This is a genomic window from Paenarthrobacter sp. CCNWLY172 (genome assembly GCF_037402035.1).
GTDB lineage: Bacteria > Actinomycetota > Actinomycetes > Actinomycetales > Micrococcaceae > Arthrobacter.
The window spans coordinates 1-24128 of record NZ_JBBEGB010000006.1; the positions used below are offsets into that span (position 1 = coordinate 1).

Annotated in this window: 24 protein-coding genes; 14 read left to right on the plus strand and 10 right to left on the minus strand. The window is 61.6% G+C overall.

What is annotated here, in order from left to right:
* Positions 1-118: 118 nt before the first annotated feature.
* Together WBN73_RS10600 and WBN73_RS10605 are read right to left on the minus strand one after the other, a co-directional pair.
* On the minus strand, positions 119-622 hold the full coding sequence (locus tag WBN73_RS10600) for a DUF2004 domain-containing protein (protein ID WP_089595277.1): 504 nt from the start codon (positions 620-622) through the stop codon (positions 119-121).
* Positions 623-672: 50 nt separating this feature from the next.
* The gene (locus WBN73_RS10605) at positions 673-1638 is read right to left on the minus strand and encodes a LysR family transcriptional regulator (RefSeq protein ID WP_337340234.1); all 966 of its coding nucleotides are present in this window, start codon (positions 1636-1638) and stop codon (positions 673-675) included.
* A 396-nt stretch (positions 1639-2034) separates the two neighbouring features.
* On the opposite strand from WBN73_RS10605, the gene nrdH reads away from it, so the two are divergent.
* From nrdH to nrdF, 4 genes are all read left to right on the plus strand, one after another.
* The gene (gene nrdH, locus WBN73_RS10610; RefSeq protein ID WP_011775022.1) at positions 2035-2277 is read left to right on the plus strand and encodes a glutaredoxin-like protein NrdH; all 243 of its coding nucleotides are present in this window, start codon (positions 2035-2037) and stop codon (positions 2275-2277) included.
* A 62-nt stretch (positions 2278-2339) separates the two neighbouring features.
* Positions 2340-2810 carry a class Ib ribonucleoside-diphosphate reductase assembly flavoprotein NrdI gene (gene nrdI / locus WBN73_RS10615; protein WP_207593714.1) on the plus strand — a complete coding sequence of 157 codons (471 nt, stop codon included), beginning with the start codon at positions 2340-2342 and terminating at the stop codon, positions 2808-2810.
* Positions 2811-2821: 11 nt separating this feature from the next.
* Positions 2822-4963: a class 1b ribonucleoside-diphosphate reductase subunit alpha gene (nrdE, locus tag WBN73_RS10620; protein WP_337340370.1), complete on the plus strand. Its 2142-nt coding sequence runs from the start codon at positions 2822-2824 to the stop codon at positions 4961-4963.
* Positions 4964-5085: 122 nt separating this feature from the next.
* Positions 5086-6060 carry a class 1b ribonucleoside-diphosphate reductase subunit beta gene (gene nrdF / locus WBN73_RS10625; RefSeq protein ID WP_011775019.1) on the plus strand — a complete coding sequence of 325 codons (975 nt, stop codon included), beginning with the start codon at positions 5086-5088 and terminating at the stop codon, positions 6058-6060.
* A 64-nt stretch (positions 6061-6124) separates the two neighbouring features.
* On the opposite strand, the gene WBN73_RS10630 is transcribed toward nrdF, so the two are convergent.
* The gene (locus WBN73_RS10630; RefSeq protein ID WP_337340235.1) at positions 6125-7465 is read right to left on the minus strand and encodes an HNH endonuclease; all 1341 of its coding nucleotides are present in this window, start codon (positions 7463-7465) and stop codon (positions 6125-6127) included.
* Positions 7466-7536: 71 nt separating this feature from the next.
* Between WBN73_RS10630 and WBN73_RS10635 the strand changes: the two genes are divergently transcribed.
* Entirely contained in the window at positions 7537-8565 is a 1029-nt protein-coding gene (locus WBN73_RS10635) for a dienelactone hydrolase family protein (protein WP_337340236.1), read from the plus strand.
* Between the two features lie 18 nt (positions 8566-8583).
* On the opposite strand, the gene WBN73_RS10640 is transcribed toward WBN73_RS10635, so the two are convergent.
* The gene (locus WBN73_RS10640) at positions 8584-9672 is read right to left on the minus strand and encodes a PDDEXK nuclease domain-containing protein (protein ID WP_337340237.1); all 1089 of its coding nucleotides are present in this window, start codon (positions 9670-9672) and stop codon (positions 8584-8586) included.
* 60 nt (positions 9673-9732) lie between these two features.
* Between WBN73_RS10640 and WBN73_RS10645 the strand changes: the two genes are divergently transcribed.
* Positions 9733-10224, plus strand: a complete 492-nt coding sequence (locus WBN73_RS10645; RefSeq protein ID WP_337340238.1) for a DNA alkylation repair protein — start codon at positions 9733-9735, stop codon at positions 10222-10224.
* Positions 10225-10291: 67 nt separating this feature from the next.
* Entirely contained in the window at positions 10292-11794 is a 1503-nt protein-coding gene (locus WBN73_RS10650) for an FAD-dependent oxidoreductase (protein ID WP_337340239.1), read from the plus strand.
* On the opposite strand, the gene WBN73_RS10655 is transcribed toward WBN73_RS10650, so the two are convergent.
* Positions 11791-12762, minus strand: a complete 972-nt coding sequence (locus tag WBN73_RS10655; RefSeq protein WP_337340240.1) for a hypothetical protein — start codon at positions 12760-12762, stop codon at positions 11791-11793. The two genes, WBN73_RS10650 and WBN73_RS10655, sit on opposite strands and share 4 nt — an antisense overlap.
* A gap of 80 nt (positions 12763-12842) precedes the next feature.
* Between WBN73_RS10655 and WBN73_RS10660 the strand changes: the two genes are divergently transcribed.
* The 3 genes from WBN73_RS10660 to WBN73_RS10670 are packed head-to-tail and all read left to right on the plus strand — an operon-like array spanning position 12843 to position 14912.
* Positions 12843-13331: a DedA family protein gene (locus WBN73_RS10660; protein ID WP_337340241.1), complete on the plus strand. Its 489-nt coding sequence runs from the start codon at positions 12843-12845 to the stop codon at positions 13329-13331.
* 31 nt (positions 13332-13362) lie between these two features.
* On the plus strand, positions 13363-14166 hold the full coding sequence (locus WBN73_RS10665) for a thioesterase family protein (protein ID WP_337340242.1): 804 nt from the start codon (positions 13363-13365) through the stop codon (positions 14164-14166).
* Positions 14166-14912, plus strand: coding sequence for a lipoate--protein ligase family protein (locus WBN73_RS10670; RefSeq protein ID WP_207593706.1), 747 nt, complete (start codon positions 14166-14168; stop codon positions 14910-14912). Before WBN73_RS10665 ends, WBN73_RS10670 begins: the two co-directional genes overlap by 1 nt.
* A gap of 48 nt (positions 14913-14960) precedes the next feature.
* On the opposite strand, the gene WBN73_RS10675 is transcribed toward WBN73_RS10670, so the two are convergent.
* The 3 genes from WBN73_RS10675 to WBN73_RS10685 form a co-directional block, all read right to left on the minus strand.
* Positions 14961-15593: an MBL fold metallo-hydrolase gene (locus WBN73_RS10675; RefSeq protein WP_207593705.1), complete on the minus strand. Its 633-nt coding sequence runs from the start codon at positions 15591-15593 to the stop codon at positions 14961-14963.
* Positions 15590-16675, minus strand: a complete 1086-nt coding sequence (locus WBN73_RS10680) for an S-(hydroxymethyl)mycothiol dehydrogenase (RefSeq protein ID WP_337340243.1) — start codon at positions 16673-16675, stop codon at positions 15590-15592. The genes WBN73_RS10675 and WBN73_RS10680 overlap by 4 nt, the downstream gene beginning before the upstream one ends.
* A gap of 146 nt (positions 16676-16821) precedes the next feature.
* A complete protein-coding gene (locus WBN73_RS10685; RefSeq protein ID WP_024816868.1) occupies positions 16822-17082 on the minus strand; it encodes a mycoredoxin in 261 nt (86 codons plus the stop codon).
* Positions 17083-17249: 167 nt separating this feature from the next.
* On the opposite strand from WBN73_RS10685, the gene WBN73_RS10690 reads away from it, so the two are divergent.
* Complete coding sequence (locus WBN73_RS10690; protein WP_242703629.1) at positions 17250-17996, plus strand: SOS response-associated peptidase; 747 nt, start codon at positions 17250-17252, stop codon at positions 17994-17996.
* Between the two features lie 2 nt (positions 17997-17998).
* On the opposite strand, the gene WBN73_RS10695 is transcribed toward WBN73_RS10690, so the two are convergent.
* Together WBN73_RS10695 and WBN73_RS10700 are read right to left on the minus strand one after the other, a co-directional pair.
* A complete protein-coding gene (locus WBN73_RS10695) occupies positions 17999-18388 on the minus strand; it encodes a hypothetical protein (protein ID WP_089595262.1) in 390 nt (129 codons plus the stop codon).
* A 46-nt stretch (positions 18389-18434) separates the two neighbouring features.
* A complete protein-coding gene (locus WBN73_RS10700; protein WP_337340244.1) occupies positions 18435-18971 on the minus strand; it encodes a TetR/AcrR family transcriptional regulator in 537 nt (178 codons plus the stop codon).
* Positions 18972-19023: 52 nt separating this feature from the next.
* Here WBN73_RS10700 and WBN73_RS10705 point away from each other — a divergent pair, with 52 nt between their 5' ends.
* The 3 genes from WBN73_RS10705 to WBN73_RS10715 all read left to right on the plus strand — a co-directional run bounded on the left by WBN73_RS10705 (position 19024) and on the right by WBN73_RS10715 (position 24016).
* Positions 19024-20085, plus strand: a complete 1062-nt coding sequence (locus WBN73_RS10705; protein ID WP_337340245.1) for an FAD-dependent monooxygenase — start codon at positions 19024-19026, stop codon at positions 20083-20085.
* Between the two features lie 81 nt (positions 20086-20166).
* Positions 20167-20511, plus strand: a complete 345-nt coding sequence (locus tag WBN73_RS10710) for a DUF6504 family protein (protein ID WP_337340246.1) — start codon at positions 20167-20169, stop codon at positions 20509-20511.
* A gap of 4 nt (positions 20512-20515) precedes the next feature.
* Positions 20516-24016: a DNA polymerase III subunit alpha gene (locus WBN73_RS10715; RefSeq protein WP_337340247.1), complete on the plus strand. Its 3501-nt coding sequence runs from the start codon at positions 20516-20518 to the stop codon at positions 24014-24016.
* Positions 24017-24128 lie beyond the last annotated feature (112 nt).

Genomic DNA, 24128 nt, shown 5'->3' on the forward strand with positions numbered 1-24128 from the left:
AACCCCAGCCGAGCGCCTACGTGATTTACTACTAACCACCTAACCAACAGGTGTTGCAACGACTCCTAGAAACCGCCAAGGTGACCGGCCGCCGTCGTTCGCTGTTAAGCGTTGCTGGCTACTCCCAGAGGATTTCGTCATCCACCACGCCGTCTTCGTCGGCCGCGACCACCAGGAGTTCGTCCGTGAAATGAGATCCGAGGGTGAAGTCCAGCACAAAATACCGCTCAGGCTGTCCGGGGTAGATGGCCACGTGGCCGAGCTTGAGGGCCTTCAGGAACACATCATTGGTTAGTTGGCCCTTGTCCCGGACGCCGAAGACCGATTCCAGCTGCTCGTCCTTGAGCTGTGAGCTATGGAAATGCAGGAATTGCTGGGGATTGGTGCCGTCCTGGTCAAGCTCTTCGGCAATCATTTCCCTGACCTGGTCCACGAGTTCGGGCAGGAAGCGCAACCTGTAGTCCACCTTGCGCATGGCGGCCTCATCGAAGTGGTCGTGCGCGGTGACATTGAGGTCCAGCTCCAACTGGTTGCCGGCGAGTTCGTGTCTTGCGACGAAGCAATGTTCACGCCCGTGGTTGAGCTCGATCTCCCCAAAATGTTTGCTCGCTACCTTGCCCATGTGATCAATCTAACCCCATCAACCGGCGGGTTCCAGCACTTGGGGATATTTCACCGGCGCCGTTGCGGGGCCTTGACAGGCGCGGTTTTCAAGGGGTGAAGTCCGCTCTTACCCGGCGTCTCCCGGAGGGTGTCGGCCAGCAGTTGTGTGAACAACTGCACTTGCGCCGTCCGCTTTTCGTTGATGAGCAGTGCGAAGACGTTGCGCGCCAGCCGAATGTCCGGGACGTCAAGGACCACGACGCCGGATGGCCGGTTCCGGAGCGCCAGTTCGGGTACCAGCGAGGCACCCAGGCCGGCGGCGGTCATCTCCAAGCTGGCGTGGAAGTCGTCGCTGTACGCCACCACCCGTGGATGGAGGTTGCAGCTGGCGAACAGGCGCTCGATCACCAGGGCGTCGCTGGTGCCGGGGTGGTGGACGATCCACGGCATGTCGGACAGGTGAGCGGCTTCTATCTCGGCGTCCTCCCGGATTTTCCAGGATGCAGGCAGCACCACCCTGAAGTCGTCGTCGCCGATCCACTGCCGTTCCAGGGAGTGTGGCCAGGCCAGTCCGGACTGCCCCACCTGGTAGACCAGCGCCACGTCCAGTTCGCCGCCGCTGCGCAGTCCCTGGATGGTTTGGGCGGGCTCCGCCACGGAGACGCGGAGCTCAATGCCCAGCCCGTTCCACCGATCGTTCCGGAGGATTTCCGGCAACACGTAGGTGGCAAGGCTGGGAAAGATGCCAAGCCTCAGTTCCTGCGCGGGGGAGTCGTTGGTTCGTGAAGCGGCAGCCATGAGGGCTTCGACGTCTGTCAGTACCTTCGATGCGTGCCGGGTCATGGTCACGGCAGCTTCCGTGGGGACAACGCTCCGCGCCGAACGTTGGAAAAGCTCGACGCCGGTATCGCGTTCCAGCGCGGCCATCTGTTGGGAGACTGCCGAGGCTGTGTAGCCAAGCTGGGCGGCGGCAGCAGCGAAGGAACCCAAGCGGGTTACTTCCATCAGCGTCCGGAGGTGGAGGAGATTGACCATCAGCAGATTTTAGCTGTTCGCCACGCCACATTTTCAAAGTGTCACGACACGCCGTATCCGGGCGACACGCTGGAGATTAAATGTGGCTAAGTAGTCCACAGGGTGTGGATGACATCTCTCAATTTGGCGGAATCACGGACATTTTGAGGGCCCTCGCCTGTGGACGAGCGGTGGATTGAATGACATACTTGTAATACATCATCTTGGGGTTCCAGTTCGACGCTTGCACTACATGTAGTATCGATTTACGGATTGAGCGGGAAACCAGCACAAGACAAAATCAGAGCGTGTTGGCTGTCACGGCAGCCCGCGGGCCGGTATCGGATTCAGTAGCTAGTTCCGGTTGAGCCCGCCAGATACGAAGAGCGACAGACTTCAACTAAGGGGACAGGGATCATGACCGTAACGGTTTACACCAAGCCGGCCTGTGTTCAGTGCAACGCAACCTACCGGGCACTCGACAAGAAGGGCATTGCCTACCAGAGTGTCGACATCTCCCAGGATGCCGAGGCCCTCGAGCGCCTCAAGGCACTGGGCTACATGCAGGCTCCGGTCGTCGTAACCGAGCAGGACCACTGGTCTGGTTTCCGCCCGGACAAGATCGAGGAACTGGCCCAGGCCGTTTCCTCCGTGGCCTAAGTTTCATTCAAACTTCGCCACCACAGCACACTAAGAATTCCTATGTAGTCGAGGTGACTCCCATGGCACCGCTGGCAGCGGCACCCGTACGCGATGCTGCGGAAGCTGTGACCACGAGGAGTCACCTCATCTACTTTTCCTCGACCTCCGAGAACACCAAACGATTCGTCGAAAAATTGGGTACGGATGCGGCGCGCATCCCGCTATACGCCCAGGATGCCCCGCTTCGAGCCCTTGAACCCTTCGTGCTTGTACTGCCCACTTACGGCGGAACAAACGGCGAAGGTTCCGTGCCGAAGCAAGTCATCAGATTTCTCAACGATTCCAGGAACAGGGAACTGATCCGCGGTGTTATCGGAGCAGGGAACACCAATTTCGCGGACAACTACTGCGCGGCGGGAGACATCATCTCCGTCAAGTGCAAAGTGCCGCATCTTTACAAATTTGAACTCATGGGAACGCCGGAAGACGTTCAGCGGGTCAACGAAGGGCTGGAAAAGTTTTGGACACAACTGTCGCAGAAACAGAAGTAACCGGGGGCGCTGTGGACACGGTCAAGAAGCCGCTGCCTGAGGCTTTCAAGGGTTTGGGTTATCACGAGCTCAACGCCATGCTGAACTTGTATGGCCCCAACGGCGAGATCCAGTTCGAAGCCGACCGTGAGGCTGCGCACCAGTACTTCCTGCAGCACGTGAACAACAACACGGTGTTCTTCCACGATCTGGAAGAGAAGCTCGATTACCTGGTGAAGAACCAGTACTACGAGCGCGAAACTCTCGACCAGTACACGATGAACTTCATCCGCGACCTCTTCAACCGCGCGTACAAGAAGAAGTTCCGCTTCGAAACCTTCCTTGGTGCCTTCAAGTTCTACACGTCCTACACGCTGAAGACTTTCGACGGCAAGCGTTTCCTGGAGCGCTACGAAGACCGCGTCTGCATGGTTGCCCTTCACTTGGCACGCGGCGACGAAGACCTGGCCAACCGCCTCGTCGATGAGATCATTGACGGCCGCTTTCAGCCGGCTACGCCTACGTTCCTCAATGCCGGCAAGGCACAGCGCGGCGAGCTCGTCTCCTGCTTCCTGCTCCGCATCGAAGACAACATGGAGTCGATCGCCCGCGCCATCAACTCCGCGCTCCAGCTCTCCAAGCGTGGCGGCGGTGTAGCGCTCTCTCTCACCAACATCCGTGAACACGGTGCTCCGATCAAGCAGATCGAAAACCAGTCCTCCGGCGTCATCCCCGTGATGAAGCTCCTCGAAGACAGCTTCTCCTACGCCAACCAGCTCGGTGCCCGCCAGGGTGCAGGTGCCGTGTACCTGCACGCCCACCACCCGGACATCCACCGCTTCCTGGACACCAAGCGTGAGAACGCCGACGAGAAGATCCGTATCAAGACGCTCTCCCTGGGTGTTGTGGTTCCGGACATCACGTTCGAACTCGCCAAGAAGAACGAGGACATGTACCTCTTCTCCCCGTACGACGTCGAGAAGGTCTACGGTGTCCCGTTCTCCGATATTTCGGTGACCGAGAAGTACTACGAGATGGTTGACGATTCCCGGATCAAGAAGACCAAGATCTCTGCCCGGGAGTTCTTCCAGACCCTCGCGGAGATCCAGTTCGAGTCCGGCTACCCGTACATCATGTTCGAGGACACTGTGAATCGGGCCAACCCGATCGACGGCAAGATCACCATGAGCAACCTCTGCTCGGAGATCCTCCAGGTTTCCTCGCCGTCCATCTACGCCGAAGACCTCAGCTACGAGACCGTGGGCAAGGACATTTCCTGCAACCTCGGTTCCATGAACATCGCCAAGACCATGGATTCGCCGGACTTTGGTCGTTCCATTGAGACGTCCATCCGCGCCCTCAGCGCTGTGTCCGACATGTCGTACATCAACTCGGTGCCGTCCATCGCACAGGGCAACGCCCAGAGCCACGCGATCGGCCTTGGCCAGATGAACCTTCACGGTTACCTTGCCCGCGAGCACGTCCACTACGGTTCCGAAGAGGGCCTGGACTTCACCAACATCTACTTCTACACGGTGCTGTTCCACGCTCTGCGCGCTTCCAACCGTCTGGCCATCGAGACCGGCCAGAAGTTCGGCGGCTTCGAGAAGTCCACCTATGCTTCGGGTGAATTCTTCGACAAGTACACCGAGCAGGAATGGGTCCCGGCAACGGAACGCGTCTCCGAGCTCTTCGCCGGCCACCACATCCCCACGCAGGATGACTGGCGCGAGCTGAAGGCCTCGGTCATGGAGCACGGTATCTACAACCAGAATCTCCAGGCCGTACCGCCTACCGGTTCCATCAGCTACATCAACAACTCCACGTCGTCGATCCACCCGGTGGCCGCCAAGATCGAAATCCGCAAGGAAGGCAAGATCGGCCGCGTCTACTACCCGGCTCCGTACCTGACCAACGACAACCTGGAGTACTACCAGGACGCCTACGAAATCGGCTACGAGAAGATCATCGACACCTACGCCGCTGCCACGCAGCACGTGGATCAAGGCCTGTCCCTGACGCTGTTCTTCAAGGACACCGCCACCACGCGTGACATCAACAAGGCCCAGATCTACGCATGGCGCAAGGGCATCAAGACCCTCTACTACATCCGTCTCCGCCAGCTCGCGCTGGAGGGCACTGAGGTGGAAGGTTGCGTCAGCTGCATGCTGTAATCAGCCTTTATCGGTTGATTAGTTGCGGCCCCGGCTGCACTCAAAACTAAAGAGTACGACGGCGGGTTTCCACCCGCCGTCGTAGGCTTATCTCAAGAAAACCATCGCTTTAAGGGGATGAAATGACCGAAAAGGTCAAGCTGCTGACACACGTCGAGGCCATCAACTGGAACAAAATCCAGGACGACAAGGACGTGGAAGTCTGGAACCGGCTGGTCAACAACTTCTGGCTCCCGGAAAAGGTGCCGCTGTCCAACGACGTCCAGTCGTGGCACACCCTGACGCCGGATGAGCAGCAGCTCACCATGCGCGTTTTTACTGGCCTCACGCTTCTGGACACCATCCAGGGCACGGTTGGCGCCGTTTCGCTGATCCCGGATGCAATCACCCCGCACGAAGAAGCCGTTTACACGAACATCGCCTTCATGGAGTCGGTGCACGCCAAGTCCTACTCGTCCATCTTCTCCACCCTGTGCTCCACCAAGGAGATTGACGACGCTTTCCGCTGGTCACTCGAAAACGAGAACCTGCAGAAGAAGGCGCAGATCGTCATGGACTACTACCAGGGCGACGATCCCCTGAAGCGCAAGGTTGCCTCCACGCTGCTGGAGAGCTTCCTGTTCTACTCGGGCTTCTACCTGCCCATGTACTGGTCCTCGCGCGCCAAGCTCACGAACACGGCCGACCTCATCCGCCTCATCATCCGTGACGAGGCTGTGCATGGCTACTACATCGGCTACAAGTTCCAGAAGGGCCTGGAGAAGGTTTCCGAGGCCCGCAAGCAGGAAATCAAGGACTACACGTTCGAGCTGCTCTTCGAGCTGTACGAAAACGAAGTCCAGTACACCCACGACCTCTATGACGGAGTCGGCCTGGCCGAAGACGTCAAGAAGTTCCTGCACTACAACGCCAACAAGGCGCTCATGAACCTCGGCTACGAGGCGATGTTCCCGGCGTCCGTTACCGACGTGAACCCGGCCATCCTGTCGGCCCTGTCCCCGAACGCCGATGAGAACCACGACTTCTTCTCCGGCTCGGGCTCCTCCTACGTGATTGGCAAGGCTGTCAACACGGAGGATGAGGACTGGGAGTTCTAAGCAGCAGTTGTTTTTATTGAGGGCGGGCAGCGAGCAATCGCTGTCCGCCTTTCTTGTGTCTGGATCATGTTCTGGAGGGTCGGTGTCCGGGGAGTGGTGGGGCTTTGGAGTGGTAGGTGTGTCCGGTGGGTGTGCTGATGTGCAGGGTGTGGGTGTCTGCGGGCAGGGGTGTGGCGGTCCAGCCGGGGTTTTCCTTGGTGTGGTTGCACGCTTCGCAGAGCCCTGCGGCGTTGTCCAGGGTGGTGGTTCCGCCGGAGTGCCAGGGCACGATGTGGTCGATGTGCCGGATGGGCGCGTCGCAGTACGGGGTGCGGCAGGTGTGGTCCCGGGTTTGGATGAATCGCCGGTGTCGGTGTAGGAAGAGCCGGGCTCTGGAGTCCATGGCCAGCAGTTCCCCGCTGCCGGGCGCGGTGTAGAGCCGCCGGACCCAGACCGCGAAGTCCTGACCCTGCCCTGTCGCGGATTTCGTCCCGGCCCGGCCGTGTGTCTCTTCTGCGCCGATCAGGGTTCTGGCCCATTCCGCGGGGACGATGCCGTAGCCCTGCAGCCTGGCCGGTTCGCTGTCTCCCTGAAAGAGGGTGCGGTCGGTCATGACGAGGTCCAGGTTGATGCCCGTAAACCCGGCCCGGGTGCCGGTGACACGTTCGACCAGGGTGTCGGCCATGACCTGGCCACGGCCCCGGGGATCACCACTGGAACGGGCAGCATCAGCGGACCGGGTCAACGCCGCATACACCGCCACCCCTTGGGCGACCGGGAGCAGCGCGGTCAGATACGTCATGGTGTCCGGTGCCGGGCACAGACTCACGGTCCGTTCGCTCGCGGCATGGCTGGCCCGCTGCGCCACAGACCTCGGATCACGACGGTACGCGGCCGCTTTCACGGCAGCGACCAGGGCCCGGTCACCGAAACCCTCGAAAGTCCCGGCATCGGGAGCGAGTTCCTCATCCACGGCAGCCCGGTCCTCCACCGACAAACACGCTGTTTCCTTTACGAGCAGTGTGGCCCGCCACTCGTTCAACAGGCCTTTGTTCAACGCCGCCAGCGTGTGTGGCATCTCCATCACCAGGGCCTTGGCAAGGCCCAACAACCTGGATCCCCGGTTCGGTGATTCCCGCCGCGCCAACGCCACCTGCGAACCGACACCCTTGCCACGCTCCGCCGCAGGGACTCCGGCCTCGGCTTGCTCGGCCCGCTGCGCCAGATCAAACGCCACAGCAATCTGCGCCTGCAAACCGGAGATGGCTGACTTCATCTCCTCCAACACCCGCAACTGACCGATCAGGTCACCGCTGACAGTGCTGGGCTGAACTGAACTGCCGGCCTGAGCCACCCCTCGAGACAGAGCTGGAAGAGGCACAGCAGAGACCGCCGCCCTCACTTGCCCGTCCCGGATCTGTTTCATGTCCCTACTCTCGCAGGGGGTACCGACATTATTGGGCGGTTTCGGTCAGGCGGCTCTGAACCATCCCAGCCTTGTCCGCGTCTTCACATCAGGGGAAGATCATCATCATCGTCGGAAGGTTCGCCATGGTGCAGTTGGAGAAATTCGAAAAGTACTTGATCGAAGAGTTCTACGATGACTACCGGTCGGGGGATATGTCGCATGTGACCTTCACCCGGCGGGTGGCGTTCATCATGGGCAGCATGACGGCGGCTGCGGCGGCCATGACCTTGGTGGGCTGTGCGCCTGAGGAGGTACCGCGAACCACGGATCCGATGCCCACGCCATCGCCAACAACCATGGCAGGATCTCAAGGGCCAGCCACCACCGCCGTCCCCAATGCCAAGAGCCCACTGTCCGTTCCGGAGGGCGCGGCAGGTCTGACATCGGCCACCGTGAAGTTCGACTCCAACGGGACCGAAATCAGCGGTTACCTCGCAAGGCCCGAGGGCGGCCAACCTGGTCCCGCCGTATTGATCTGCCACGAAAACCGCGGCCTGACCCCGCATATCCAGGACGTTGCCCGTCGCTTCGCCAAGGAAGGCTACGTGGCGCTGGCCCTGGACCTCCTCAGCAGGGAAGGCGGAACGGCGACCATGGATCCCGACGCCGTTCCGGGAGCCCTGACGCAGGCGGGCGCCGCACGCCACGTGGGCGACTTCAAAGCTGCCTTCGATTACCTCAACGGCCAGGACTTCGTCGAAGAGGGCCGCATCGCCATGATTGGCTTCTGCTTCGGCGGCGGCATCACGTGGCAGGCGAGCACCGAGATCCAAGGTCTAAAAGCCACCTCAGCGTTCTACGGTCCAGCCCCTGACCTGGCCAAAGTCTCCGCCATCAAGCCGGCAGTCTTTGGCGTCTATGCCGAGAACGACGCACGCATCACCGGCGCTATGCCCCAACTCCAGGAAGCCTTGGACGCCACGACGGTCAAGCATCAGCTCAAGGTCTACCCCGGAGTAGACCATGCGTTCCACAACGACACCGGTGAGCGCTACGTGGAGGCCCAAGCTACAGCAGCATGGAACGATACCTTGGCGTGGTTCAAGGACAACGTCTAGGCCGCAGCACGCGTGAACCTACCCCTGCAACCGGGCAGCCTCACTCGCCAGCTCGGCTTCCAAGGTCTCGATGCTCGGCAGGCTGGCCACCAACTCGTCAGGCAAGGAATCCGCAAGGGACGTGCGCCACTCCGCAATGCCCACAGGAGCGTTGAATCCACGCAATGCGTACTCGGCCACCACGCTGTTTTTCTCCTTGCACAGCAGTAATCCGATAGTTGGCTTGTCGTCCGGGTGTGCCATGAGGTCGTCCACTGCTGCCATGTACATCCCCAGCTGCCCGAGGAACCCGGGTTCGAACTTCACGGCCTTGAGTTCGATCACCATGTAGCAGCGCAGCTTCAGGTGGTAGAAGAGGAGGTCCGCGAAGAACTCGTCGCCGGCGATCTCCAAGCGCACCTGCTCACCTACAAAAGCGAACCCTTGGCCCAGCTCCAACAGGAATTTCTCCACATGTTTCACCAACTGCAGCTCCAGGTCCCGTTCGGTGTGCCGATCACTCATGGACAGAAAGTCGAAGACGTAGGGATCCTTGGTCGCCTGCTGCGCCAGGTCCGAATCTGCGGGGACCATTGTGGAGGCAAAGTTGGTGATGGCCTGCCCCGACCGCTCGTGCAAGCGGGTTGAAATCTGATGCGTCAACACGTTGCGGGACCAGCCGTGCTGGGCAGCTGCCGCTGCGTACCAGAGCCGCGTGGCGGCGTCGTCGAGTTTTTCCAGCAGTGCGATCTGGTGGTACCAGGGCAATGTTGCAAGCGGCTCTTGCAACATTGGGAAGTCGGGCCAAGCCTGGGCGAAGCTCTTCATGTACCGGAGGTTTCTGGGGGAGAAGCCTTTCGCTTCCGGGAAGCGGGTCCTGATGTCGGCAGACAAACGAGTGACCACTTTGGCGCCCCAGCCCTGCTCGGATTCACGTTCGGCGAGCTGCCGGCCGATGCTCCAGTAGGAATTCAACAACTCGCTGTTGGCCGCTGCCATGGCCCGGGTCCTGCCCACGCGGACTTCCTTCGCCACAGTGTTGAGCAAGGTGGGGTACCAGTCGGGCATGGACGAAGCGGCCGGGACACCCGGAAATGATGCTTCGGTGGCGAGCTCTTGGGACGGCATGGTGCTCCTGTCGGTTGCTGTTGTTGTCACGCTAGGGGGAGGCCCTGACAAAATAGGCAGGTGAGTGAAGCCGGTGAATTCGTGGACCACACCCTGCAGATGGAATCCACCTGGGAGAAAGCTGCTGAAGCCAGTGAACGTCTGGGCGGGGCCCTGAAGGTGTATGGCGCGTCCGTGGGTGCCGTGCGGGGAACGGTGAGGGATACGCTGAAGCGGTACAAGAACCTGGACCATGACGACGTCACCGCCTTGAGTTCGGAGCTCTACGCGGAGCCCGTCTTCGAACGGCGTCTCGCCGCAGTGGTTCTGCTGCAGACCAAAGCAGGCATCCTGGTCAACACTGACCTGACCCGTATTGAAGGTTTCATCAGGCAAGCCGGGACCCGGGAGTTGGTGGATCCCCTGGCCTCAGACGTTGTGAGGCCGTTGGTGGCACGGCTGGAGGGACTCGCGAAGGAACGCGCCGAACGCGTCCTGGAGCGTTGGGCTGCAGATCCGGACCCCGAGCTTCGGCACGCTGCGGCATTGGCGGCAGGCACCGCCACCTCTTGATAAGCACCAGCGACCCGCCTAGCGTTTCCCTCACCACATGCCATTGAGGTGAGAGGCAGGCTGATCGATGAAATCGCTCTGGTTGGACCGGGAGATGCGCTTCACCTCCGACCACATCCCTGAGGAAAAACACTTCGACACCATAGTGGTAGGCGCCGGGCTCACTGGAATGGTGACGGCCTTGCTGTTGTCACGGTCAGGCCAGCGTGTGGTGGTTTTCGAGGCCAGAACGCTGGGTGCCGTGACCACCGGCAACACCACAGGGAAACTGAGCCTCTTGCAAGGCGGTGTACTGTCCGCTTTGCGTGGCCAGTACCCCCTGAAAGTGGTGCAGGCCTACGTGGAGGCCAACAAGTCCGGCCAAGCCTGGCTGACGCAGTACATGGAGCAGCAGGGCACTCCGTTCCAGCGCCGCACTGCGGTGACGTTCGCAACCACGGACGACGGCGGCCAGCGGCTTCGCAAAGAGGCAGCAGTTTCACGGGACGCAGGTTTGAACGTCCACTTCAGCCGTGATGCCGGCCTGCCGTTCCCCGTAGTGGAAGCGCTGGAGCTCGAAAACCAGATCCAGATCAACCCCATGGACGTGCTGGAAACCCTTGCAAGGGACCTTCGCAGGCATGGCGGCATGATCGTCGAGGATCTGCAGGTCCGGAACGTAAGTTCGGAGCAGCCCTTGGAAGTCTCCACGCAGAAGGGTACCTTCACAGCGGACACCGTGGTGCTGGCTACAGGGACTCCGATCCTGGATCGTGGCCTGTACTTTGCCAAGCTTGAGCCCAACCGGTCCTATGCAGCGGCGCTGAAGGTACCGGGAGACATACCTCAGGGCATGTATCTGTCCATCGATTCACCCACCCGGTCCCAACGCACTCAACCCACTCCCAAGGGCGAATTGCTCCTGGTGGGCGGCTACGGGCATGCGGGCGGCCGGGCCGCGTCGCCGCAGTCGCACCTGGATGACCTGCTCGGATGGGCAACAAAGCATTACCCTGGCGCTGAAGTCACCCACACCTGGTCTGCCCAGGACTACCGGGCCACCAATCTCATGCCCTTCTTTGGCAAACTTCCCCGCGGACAGGGACGGATTTTCTTCGGCACGGGCTATAACAAATGGGGGATGAGCAACGGGGTGGCGGCAGCACTGTCCATCACCTCGGACATTCTGGGAGGCCAGTCCGATTGGGCCACCGTCATCCATCATCGCGTCACCTCGCCGAAAGGCGCGGTTGAGGGTGTCCGGCACAATGCGGACGTTGCCCGCCGGATGATCGAGGACAAAGCCAAGGTCAGGAAAAACCCCGAGATCACCGACGAGACCCGCCCACCGGAGGGGACAGGCGTCGTGGGGATGTACAAGGGTGAGCCAGCGGCCGTGTCCACTGTGGAAGGGAAAGTCTGCAAGGTCTCCGCCACGTGCACGCACCTGGGCGGCCTCCTGAGCTGGAACGATGCCGAGAAGTCCTGGGATTGTCCGCTGCACGGCTCCCGCTTCACACCAGAGGGCCAGTACTTGGAGGGGCCCGCCACCCGTCCCCTGGAAAAGTCGGTCGGTAAGAAAGAGAACTAGCCCAGCCGGTCCACGCGCCGCTGGGCTTGGTCAGCAGCGCGTCGTTTTTGGGTAGCCTCCCTGACGGAACGTTTCTTCAGGGATTCCGCAGCTTCAGCGTCCCTGGTCAGGCCAATGAGTTCTGCTTCGAGCGAGGACAGGCGCTTTTTGGCATCCTCAATCTCGGACTTGAGGCGTGTTCGACGGGCCGAGAGTTCGTTGACGACATCCCAGGCTGAGGATGCCTTTGCTTCGGCCTCCGCGGCTTCCTGGTCTGCGGCGTCGAAATCTTTTTGCGCGTCCTTCAACGCTGCCCGTTGCTTGGCTGCCCGGCGATCCGCCAGCGAGGTGGCTTCTTCCTGCGGCGGCTTTTTCCCGGGCGCCGCGGCTTGGGGAGGGGGTGACTCTTTGGTACGGGACGCGGGTTCCTTCTTTGCTGCCGGTTTCGATGCGACCTCCTGTTCGGGGACAACAAGGTCCCCGGGTGCGGCCGCAGCCACCGCATCTGTGAGGTCCACTGCCTCAAAGCCGCTGCCGCTGAGTCCCCGCACCAGCCGGCCTGTGCCGACGGCGGCGGCCGCGCCGGCGTCGGCCATGGCGGCCCGGAGCGTTTGTTCCACGTCGGCTGCTGCCGCGGCACTGAGGGGCGTCCCCAGCTCGGTGGCAAGTTCCTTTGCGGCATGCACGGCCGATGTCAGCTGCCCCTGCCGCTGCTGTCCGAGCTCACGAAACGCTTCTGCGTCTCCGTCCTCCTGGGCGGTTCTGAGAGCAACGCCAAAACGCACGACGCCGTCAATTACCTCAGGCTTGTGAACGGACAGCATGTTGATGGCCCAGGCACCGGCGGCGGGTTTGGGCAGGCCGCCGATCTCCTTGGCCAGGTCCTTTTCTCCATCATCCTTGGCTTTGCGGGCCAAGGCGGTTCGTTCAGCGGTGAAGTCTTTGGGCGGCACGGCGTACAGCTCTTGGGCGGCATCGCGGAGATCCATGGACTCATCCTAGGGTTCACTGCGCCCGGTCCGGTCGACCGAATCCATAATGCGACGTTGCTTAGGGTAGCCTAAGTCGAGTGGATCAGATCATGAGTTTGCCCTTCGGCGTCGCCATCGCGGCGCTCTTCGCTATTGTCATGATCCGCGTCAACGTCACGTACTGGATCGGACGCGGTGCCGTGGCCGGGTTCGCCCACACCCGTTTCGGTAGATCCCTGGAGCGTCCCAAAGCAGCCCGCGCGCAAGTCCTCATCCAGCGCTGGGGGCCGTACGCCGTCGTACTTTCCTTCCTGACCATTGGCCTGCAGACGGCCATCAACCTTGCAGCAGGTGCTGCCCGCATGCCGCTTCGCAGATACCTGCCCGCAGCAATTGCCGGTTCGCTCATGTGGGCGTTGCTGTATGCCACCATCGGGCTGGCAGCCTTGGAAGCCTGGCTTGCGGTTGCGGCGGCATCGCCTGTGGGAGCCGGGCTGGGGGTTGCGGCATTCGCCGCCGTCATCGTCTGGGTAGTGGTGGCCCGCAAGCGTCGTTCTGCGGCCAAATCAGCGGATACAGTGGTCTGAGTTCTACTGCTGGATCGGCGAAAGGCTTGGGTTGACTACTGCATTACCGGAACTGGCGGATGGCGATTTCTACTACGAATCGTTGGGTCAGGGCCGTTACAGGTCCACCATCCATGCCCAAGGTGCGTGGAATCCGCATGAGCAACATATGGCCCCGGCGTCGGGCATCATGGCCGACGCCCTTGCAAGGCATGAGCCCCGGGACGATGTCCGTATGGCGCGGATCAGTTATGAAATCCTGGGGCTGATTCCCGGCGGCGAGTTCCAGGTCACCACCTCAACGCTGCGGCCGGGCCGGACCATTGAGCTCATCCAAGCCGAGCTCTCCGCTGGAGGCCGTGTAGCCATCCGTGCCGCTGCATGGCGCATGGTGACCAGCGACACCAGCGCGGTAGCCGCAGTTGAGGACGAGCCCATGCCGGCCCCCGACGAATGCAAGCCGTGGGAGGGTGCAAGTGTGTGGCCTGGCGGCTATATCCGTTCCTTGGAAATGCGCTTGGCGGAGGGCCACCGGCCTGGATCAGGCAAGGTGTGGATCCGCACCCCGCTTCCTCTGACCGACCATGACGACAGCTCGGATCTTGCACGGTTGATGGGTCTGGTGGATACCGCCAACGGCATCGCAGCCAGGGTCCCTCCCGGCGAAAACAGCTACATTTTTCCCAATGTTGACCTCCAGGTACACATGTACCGGGCGCCGTCCGGTGAATGGCTGGGCCTGGACAACAAAGTCTCGTTCGGAGCGGACGGCATCGGCCTGACGTCCACGGTGCTGCACGACATCAATGGGCCGTTCGGCAGGGCCGAACAGATCCTGACGTTGAGGAAGAGCTGATGCGGGCCGAAGCACCCGCGGCGCAGCTCACCGCTTACCGCCAGCTGGAATCCATGGGTGCGGCACAGGACCTGGATTTTGCTTTGGAGCTGTTGCAGCGCGCCCGCAGCGGGCAGTTGGGCCCTTCGCTTCGCCTGTACCGTCCGCAGCCAACTGTGGCGTTCGGACAAAGGGACGCGAACCTCCCTGGCTTTCCCGCGGCGGAGGAAGCCTGCAGGGAGCTGGGGTTCGAACCCCTGATCCGGAAAGCCGGCGGACGCGCGGCTGCCTATCATCAGGGGACGTTGGTCATTGACCACATTGAGCCGCATCCGGACGCGATCGTGCGCGCGAAGGCAAGGTTTTCGGAGTTTGGTGAGTTGTTGGCCGGCGCGCTTCGCAGCGTTGGTGTCCACGCCGCGGTCGGCGAGATCCCCGGGGAGTACTGCCCTGGTGAATTCAGCGTCCACGGCGAGGACCCTGATTTTCCCGCTCACAGCATCAAACTGATCGGCACTGCACAGCGGGTGGTCTCCGGTGGGTGGCTCTTCAGCTCCGTGATTGTGGTGGAAAACTCCAAGCCCATCCGTGACGTTTTGACGGCCAGCTACGCCGCGTTGGGCCTTGACTGGGATCCTGCTACCGCGGGCGCCGCCAATGACCTTCTGCCCCACCTGGATGTCCAGACCGTGGAGGATGCAGTCATCGAGGCCTACCGCGGGTACGCGGACGTCGTCGACGGCGACTTCCGGAGCCTGGTGGGCTAGGGACGCGAGCCCCTGCTTTCCAGGCCCCGGAGGCTGACTCGCCTTAGGTCAGTGGCCCCGGGCGATCCACTCGTCCAGATGCGGCTTTTCCGCTCCGATGGTGGTGGAGTCCCCGTGCCCGGTGCGAACCACCGTCTCTTCCGGCAAGCTGAGCAGTTTGGTCCGGATGGAGTCGATGATGGTGGGGAAGTCGCTGTAGGAGCGTCCCGTTGCACCGGGGCCGCCCTGGAAGAGCGTGTCTCCGCTGAAGAGTGTCCCTTCGCCGGGCAAGTGGAAGGAAACGGATCCCGGCGAGTGTCCAGGCGTGTGGATGGCCTTCAAGTTGGCTCCGGCAACGGTGAACTGGTCGCCGTCCGCAATTGCGGCATCGGGGTCGACGTCCGGGAACACTGCCCGCCACAGCATCCAGTCGTCCTGGTGCAAATGGATGGGTGCTTTGGTGAGATCCGCGAATTCACCGGCTGAGCGGATGTGGTCGTCGTGGCCGTGGGTCAGCAGGATGGCTTTGACGGTGCGGCCGTTGACTGCCTGCAGGATGGCGTCAGGGTTGTGGGCGGGGTCGATGACAAGGCATTCGGAGTCGTCCCCGACAATCCAAACGTTGTTGTCGACGTCCCAGGTGCCGCCGTCGAGCGAGAACGTGCCTGACGTGACCACGTGGTCAATGGTGAGGGTGCTCATAGTTCAACCACCGATCGGAGGACGGCGCCGTGGTGCATTTTGTCGAATGCTTCTTCCACTTGGTCGATGCTGATGCGTTCGGTGACGAAGGCATCGAGGTCCAGCTTGCCCTGCTTGTAGAGGTCCACCAGCATGGGGAAGTCCCGGGAGGGAAGGCAGTCACCGTACCACGATGATTTGAGTGAACCGCCGCGGCCGAAGACGTCCAGCAAGGGCAGTTCCAGGGTCATCTCCGGCGTGGGGACGCCTACCAGGACGACGGTTCCTGCGAGGTCGCGGGCGTAGAAGGCCTGCTTGTAGGTCTCGGGACGTCCGACGGCGTCAATCACCACGTCTGCGCCGAAACCACCCGTCAGGGCGCGGATTTCCTCGACGGGGTCGCTGTTGGAGGAATCCACTGTGTGGGTTGCGCCGAGGTCCTTTGCCCGCTCGAGCTTCTTTGCGTCGATGTCGACGGCGATGATGGTGGTGGCGCCTGCGAGCGCGGCACCTGCGATGGCAGCTACGCCCACTCCGCCGCAGCCAATGACGGCAACCGAGTCGCCGCGCTTGACGCCGCCGGTGTTGAGCGCCGCGCCCAAACCTGCCATGACGCCGCAGCCGAGCAGCCCAACGGCGGCGGCATCGGCGTCGGGGTCTACCTTGGTGCATTGACCGGCAGCGACCAGGGTTTTTTCAATGAATGCACCGATGCCCAAGGCGGGTGAGAGTTCCGTGCCGTCTTCGAGGGTCATTTTCTGGGTGGCGTTGTGGGTGTTGAAGCAGTACTGGGCCTGCCCGCGGTTGCAGGCCCGGCAGTTGCCGCAGACTGCACGCCAGTTGAGGACCACGCGGTCGCCGGGGGCTACGTCGGTGACGTCGGGGCCCACTGCGCTGACCACGCCGGTGGCTTCGTGGCCCAGGAGGAACGGGAAGTCGTCACTGATGCCACCGAGTTTGTAGTGGAGGTCGGTGTGGCAGACGCCGCTGGTGAGGATGTCCACCAGTGCTTCGCCGGGACCGGGCTCGGGAACCAGGATGGTTTCCAGGGTTGCGGGTGCGCCTTTGGAGCGGACGACGACACCTTTGACTGCGTGGACCATGGAGATGTTCCTTTCGGGCTCGCGGAGAGCGGGCCCTTAAATGCAGCAGGGCCCGCAACGGATTCCCAATCTGTCTATCACAGGTGGCAGACAGCGTGTGGATTGTTCCGTGCGGGCCCTGGAGCGCTTAGGCGTGGAGCGGGCGGTTATGCGGCGACCAGGCGCTTCTCAACCTCCGAAGCGGAGGGGTTGGTAGCCGCGGTGCCGTCGGGGAAGAGGACGGTGGGGACGGTGCGGTTGCCTCCATTGAGCTGCTCGACGAGTTCGGCAGTGCCATCCACTTCTTCGATGTTGATCTCGGTGTAGCCGATGCCCTTGGCGTCCAGCTGCTTCTTCAGGCGGTTGCAGTAACCGCACCAAGTGGTCGAGAACATGGTGATGGTGCCGGAGTCGGGAGTGAAGTCCACAGAGCTCTCCTCAGTAGTGGTGGTTTGCACGGGTAATTCGTTGTTAACAACGGTAACCTGCCCCCTGATAATTCCCGTACGGCCGGGAAACCGGGTTACGTCACGCGCATGCGCTGGTGCGATGTGGGAGGAAAGGGCAGACTGTTGGCATGTGTGGACGTTATGTAATGGCCCGTGCGGTGGGGGATCTGCTTGCCGATTTCGACGCCGAGCTGGAGAACGAGATCGCCCTGGAAAAGTCGTGGAATGTGGCACCCACCGACGCTGTTCCGATCGTATTGGAGCGGCTTGTCGATGACAACCTGAAGCGGCAGCTCCACGTTGCCAAGTGGGGCCTGGTGCCATCGTGGGCCAAGGATCCCAAGGGTGGCGCCCGGTTGATCAATGCCCGCAGCGAGACCCTTTTGGAAAAGCCTTCCTTCAAGAAGGCTGCTGTTGCCCGGCGGTGCGCAGTTCCGGCCGATGGCTACTACGAGTGGAAAAAGGGTGAGGGGAAGAACAAGCAGCCCTATTACGTACACCCGGGGGATGGCCAGGGCCTGGTCTTTGCCGGGTTGTATGAATGGTGGCGGGACCAGTCGGCAGCTGATGATGATCCCGGTCGCTGGCTGCTGTCCATGTCCATCCTGACGGCGGACACCCCAACCGCCGAATCTGCCCGGACGCGTCGCAGTGCTTCGGTGTTTGACGAGCTCACTGCCCTTCACGACCGGGTTCCGCTGCCCATGGACACGGAGACCATGGAAGCCTGGTTGGATCCGCGGGAGAAGGATGCTGCGGGGCTGGTGGAGATGGTCCGTTCCAAGGCGCACGACGCCGCCTCCGGGTGGACGTTGGATCCTGTGGGCAGTGCCGTGGGAAACGTCCGCAATAATTCACCGGAGCTCATTGAGCCGGTGGAAGGCCTCTTCTGACGTCAGAGTGCTTCTGTTACCGGGACCCCGGATTGGAAGTCCCGGCCGTCCGCTTCGCTGAAGCCCGTCATCACATGGCCTTTGCTGAGGCCGTGGATGGCCGACATCGGGAAGTTTCCGGTGATGACGTTGCCGGAGTGCTCTACGCCCTTGATGTCGTAGTTTTCCTCGGCGCTCAGGGAGTGGTTGAAGGAGTAGAAGGAGATAGCCTCTCCATTCATAAATTCGATGCCGAGCCTACGCTGTGAGGAGTAATCCTCACTGGCAGCAACAAGGCCCACGACGTAAGCGCCGGAGCCTGGTATGTTCCCATCGATTTCAAACCTTGCCACCAGGTTGTCGTCCGATGCCGTGATGTTGACCTGCTTCAGGAGTGCGTCATTGGTACTCATGCCACAATCCTGCTCTGTGGACCCGCTGCCGTCCACCCCTTGACTTTCATCCTTCCAGCAGGCGCTGGATGTTCCGTGCCACAGATGCCCTTTCAATATCCTGGCCTTTGCGGGCAGTCAGAAGGTGCATGGCAAGGCCATCTCCGTAGTCGGCCACCGACTCGGCCCGTGCCCTGGCGTCGGGCACCTTCAGAAAGCCCAGGATGCGGGTCAGCCCGGCGAGCATCCGCTCGTGGCCGGCCGCTACGACCTCGGGCTGGTCCAGGGCAAACGCGAACCTCGCACGGGTGAGGTCTGCATTTTCCAGCGCCAGTCCCATGAGGGCGCCGGTGAGTTGGTCCGCCAAGGCCGCCACCGACGTCGGGGTCTCCCATCCGTCCTGCTGGAGCAGGAGGGTGTCCCGCTCTTCGACGCGGTCGACGGCGGCACTGACCAGTGCGGCGCGGTTGCGGAAATAGTTCGAGGTGGTTCCGACGGCCACGCCGGCTTGGGCGTCGACAGCCCGGTGGGTAAGTCCTTTGAGGCCTTTCGCCGCCACGACGGCGAGGGCGGCGTCGGCAAGTTCTGTTCGGCGGTCCGGCATGGCGAAAGTCTAGCCTCAAACCCTTTCGCCACTACAAATGTAGTAGTACAGTGTGGCCATGGAAAAAGTGGACATCATCGGCGGCGGAATTGCGGGCCTGGCGCTCGCAGGCCGGCTGGACACCGGCCGGTTCGATGTCACGGTGTACGAGCAACGGCCGGAACTGCCCACAGTAGGAACGACCCTGGCCATGTGGAGGGAAGCCCAGGGGGCCTTGTCCGAGCTGGGAATTTTGGGAGCCGCCCGGAGCAGGGGAGCCATCATCAAAGCCGGAGCGCTCCGCAGCCCCTCAGGTGAGCCCATCCTGTCCATGGAAGGGGAGGGGCTCCTTGGGGTGTCACGGCCGGAATTGTTGAGGCTGCTGGACTCCGCCGTCCCGGAAGCCGTCCACCGGGCAACTGGGCGCGTGGACCGACTCCCGGGTGACGCATGGCTGACTGTCGGGGCGGATGGGGTCAACAGTGTGGTCCGGCAGGCTTCCTGGGGATCGCGCAGCGCCGCCAGGCCCACGCCGTTCCTCGCTGTCCGTGGAGTCATCCCAGCAACTCCGTCCACAGAAGACATTGGCGAGTACTGGGGACGCGGAGAGATTTTTGGATTGGCACCCACCGGGAGCGGAACCAACTGGTACGCCTCCTTCCGTTCGGACCTCGGCCCGGAGAAAGTGGACGTTGCCCAGGCTCTTGAACTGACACGGAACCGGTATGGCCACTACTCGCCTGCGGTAAGGAAGGTTCTTTCCTTGGCGTCGCCGGACAACTCCCTGGCCCAACGGATTTGGACCACGCCACCCCTGGGGCGTTATGCGCGGGGCAACGTGGTGTTGCTTGGGGATGCCGCCCACGCCATGACACCCAACCTGGGCCGGGGCGCCTGCGAAGCGTTGATCGATGCCGTGACCCTGGGCAAGCTCCTCAATGAAATGCCCAGGGATGCAGCACTCGCCACCTATGGCAGAAAGCGGATACTGCGAACCCAGCAACTTCGCCTGGCATCGTCAATGATGGGCAGCATAGCCCTCGCCCAGGGAATGCAGCCCTGGCGTGATGCCCTGCTGAAGCAGGCAGGCAAGCGGGTACCCCGGTCCAAGGGGAAGGCAGGAACTTCGAAGTAGGTTTTGTCCCAACCCCGGCGTAAACTGGATTTATTCGAACATACATTCGAATACAAAATCCGGCGCAAACGAGGTGAGGATATGGGGCTGTTCAGCGAGTCCGTGGAGGTCGGCTGCACGGAAACAGGCCAGCCACGCACCGTCCACTGGAAAGGGACGCACTACACAGTCTCCAACGACCCCGTCCGGTGGTACGAGCGACGCCAATGGTGGCTGGAAGAAAGCCGCGCCCCCCTGGGTACCGGAGCAGGACTGGTGGACCACGAAATATGGCGCGTCCAACTCCACCCCCTGGATGCAGATGCCCCAACTGCAGACCCCATCACCCTTGACCTTGTCCGCCATGTCAGCAGTGGACGATGGCGGCTCCTTCGCATCCACGACGCTGCGCCGGCACAGGCCGTAGAGCCTGACGAAGCAGCGTGAACCCTTGAGCTTCACCCACTTGCACGTCTCCACGGCCTTCAGTGCGCACTATGGCGTCTCCTGGCCCGACGAACTCGCCCAAACAGCCGCAGCAGACGGCGCCACGGCGCTCGCCTGCACGGACCGCGACGGCCTGTACGGCACCATCAAACACCTCAAAGCCTGCATGGACGCCGGCATCGATCCCATCGTCGGTGTGGACCTGGCTGTATTCGATGACGACGGCGACCACCGCACCCAGGTCGCGGGCCGCGTCGTCGTCCTCGCCCACGGAAACAACAACGGCGCCGGCTACCGGGCGCTCTGCCGCCTCATTTCCGACGCCCACGCACGCACCTCAGGCAAGGCCGGGGGAGCGATCCCCGCCGCAGTCACCCGTGGCGAACTGGCCTCAAGGACACTTGACCCCCACACCCTCAAACCCGTGCTGACAGTCATGATCGGACCGGACTCAGATGTGGGTCAGGCCATGGGAGGCAGAAAATACCTCCGGCCAAGAACACTCTTCAAACAATGGATCGACGCAATGCCGCCCGGCACCATCGTCACCGAAGTAGTCACCCACCTCAGCGCCCCTGGAGAACCGCTCAGCACCGCACACGCCGTGCGCATGCTCAAGCTCGCACTCGAATACAACATCCCAGCCGTCCTCAGCAACGCCGTGCGCTACTGTGCCCAGGACGGCGCAGCCACCGCGGACGTCCTGGACTCAGCCCGCACCCTCAAATCCCTCCCCGAACTCTCGGCAGCGCCCATGCTCCAACCAACAGGCCAAGGCTGGCTGAAAAACGCACACCACATGCACCAACTCGGCAAAGAAATCATGGCCGCGGCAGGGCAAGGAAAAGCGGACCTCCACAAACTGCTCGCCAACACCGAAGCGCTCGCTGACAAATGCCGCATCAACCCCATTCTGGACATGGGGTGGAAGAAACCCGTGGTTCCCGAAGCCTCCATCATCGGCATCGACTGCGACCCCATGGTGGAACTCACCCAGCGCTGCCAGTCCGGCATTACCAGAAGGTTCCCGGGCATCGCCGGACAAGCAGAAAAGCAGCTGCGCTCGCGGTTGGAGCATGAACTCGGCATCATCGCCCGGCTGGGTTTTGCCCCCTACTTCCTCACCGTTGCCGAGGTATCCAGGATGATCCTTGATATGGGCGTCAGGGTTGCTGCTAGGGGATCCGGTGCGTCCAGCCTGGTGAACTACCTGATCGATATCAGCCAGGTGGACCCGATCCGTCACGACCTCATCTTTGAACGATTCCTGTCAGGCCGCCGGTCCACCCTGCCCGACATTGATTTAGATGTTGAAAGCGCAGAAAGGCACAACGTCTATCGAAAGATTTTTGACCGCTTCGGAGCCGAGCGCGTCACCCTCATGAGCATGCAGAACGGATACAGGGCAAGGGGAGCTGTCCGGGACGCAGGCCTGGCGCTGGGAATGGATGATGGCGAGATCGGTGAAATTGCCAAACAGTTGTGGAGATTTTCAGCCCGCAAATTCCGTGAAGCACTGGTTGAGAAACCGGAACTACGCTCCTTTGCAGGCCGGGTTGAGCAAGGAGGCCTGGAAGAAAACCAGCAGCTGGATCTCTTGGTGGACCTTACCGAAAGGTTGGACCGCTTGCCACGGCATATCTCCATGCATCCGTGTGGAGTGATTTTGGGAGATGCGACCCTCCTGGACCGCACCCCTGTGCAGCCCAGCGGATTGGGATTGCCCATGAGCCAGTTCGACAAACACGATATGGATCCCATGGGAATGCTCAAGCTCGATGTCCTGGGCGTGCGAATGCAAAGTGCCATGGCTTTTGCTGTCCGGGAAGTCATTCGCCTTCATCCCTCCAAAGCTGAAGTAGTGGCCGCCGGACGTCATCCTGTGGAACCTGGAGGAACAGGTCCGGACTATATTGCCGACGATGGCAGGATCGATCTCAATGCTGTCCCCTTCGACGACGAACCCACCTATGAGTTGATCCGCAGCACCCACACGCTGGGTTGTTTCCAGATTGAGTCCCCGGGACAGCGGGAGCTCATTGGAAAGATGGCACCCCGGGAATTCAACGACCTCATCATCGATATATCGCTCTTCAGGCCCGGGCCCATGAAATCAGATATGGTGCGGCCCTTCCTTGAGCACAGGCACGGGTTTGCTCCGGAGATCTATCCTCATCCGGACCTGAAGCCGGTTTTGCAGGAAACCCATGGGGTCACCGTGTTTCATGAGCAGATCCTGAAGACGTTTGATGTCATGACCGGATGCGGACTGGCAAGGGCGGATGAATTCCGCAGGGCTCTGGGAGATGAAGTACATGAGCCTGGAGTGGAGAGCTACTTCCGCCGGGAAGCCATCAGGAATTACACGCCCGAGGTGGTGGACAAGGTCTGGGGAACCCTGAAGGCCTTCGGCAGTTTTGGCTTTTGCAAAGCACACGGTGCTGCCTTTGCCGTGCCCACCTACCAGTCGGCTTGGCTCAAGACCCATCATCCCGAGGCCTTCCTTGCAGGGTTGTGGGAACACGATCCCGGGATGTATCCCAAGCGACTCCTGGTAGCCGAAGCACGCAGGCTGGGTATCCCCATCCTCCCCTTGGACATCAACCGCAGCCATGCAGAATACCGGGTGGAGAAGATCCAGCAAGGTCCCCATCAAGGCAAACTTGGCATCCGCCTGAGCCTCACGGGAATTTATGGGCTGTCAGGGGCTGAGCTGAAAAGGATTGTGGCAGGCCAGCCCTACGATTCCCTGGCAGACCTGCGGGCCCGTGCGAGGGTGAGCAAGCCCAACATCAAGAGGCTTGCCCAACTTGGCGCATTTGATGCCCTCCATCAAGACTCCGGTGGAAAAGCCAACCGGGCAGACCTTGTGCAACACCTGCAGGCACTCCAAAGCAGTCCCACCAAAAAAGCCACCGACGTTATTGAGGGGCAGTTGTCCTTTGCCTTGGGTGATGTTGAGCTAAGGAACCTGGCACCTGAACTTCCTGAACCCTCCATGGTAGACAACGTCAGGGCAGAGCTTGACTTGATGGCCGTCGATGTCAGCGAGCACCTCATGGACAGCCACCGGCCCTTGTTGGACAAGCTGGGTGTCACTACCGCGGATCAGCTCCTCGGTCTCCGCAATGGCACAGAAGTGTTGGTGGCAGGGGTAAGGATCGCAACCCAGACCCCGCCAATGCGCGGCGGCAGGCGCGTGGTCTTCATCAGCATCGATGACGGCACTGGCTGCGTGGATTCGGTCTTCTTCCATGAGGCCCAGGAAGAATCCGGGCCCCTGCTGTTTGGGACACGGTTGCTGCTGATCCGTGGAACCACCAGGCGGACAGGTCCCAAAGGCATCAGCCTCAGCGCCACCAAAGCCTGGGACCTGAGCAGGCCTGAAACATTGCCCTTTACCGAGCTCCTGCCTGCCGGGGGCGATCCACCGGATGAATACACCCATCGAGGTGCTCTTCATGGCATCTCCAGGAACCTTGCCATCACTGGTTTGGGAAGCTGATGGACGGCTGCTTCAGGCGTCGGCGCGCTGCTTTGGCCGCCCCCGCGGAAGCAGATACGATTGACGGTGGCTGGCTGTGGTCCCCGTACGCCACAAGCTATGAAGCCTTAAC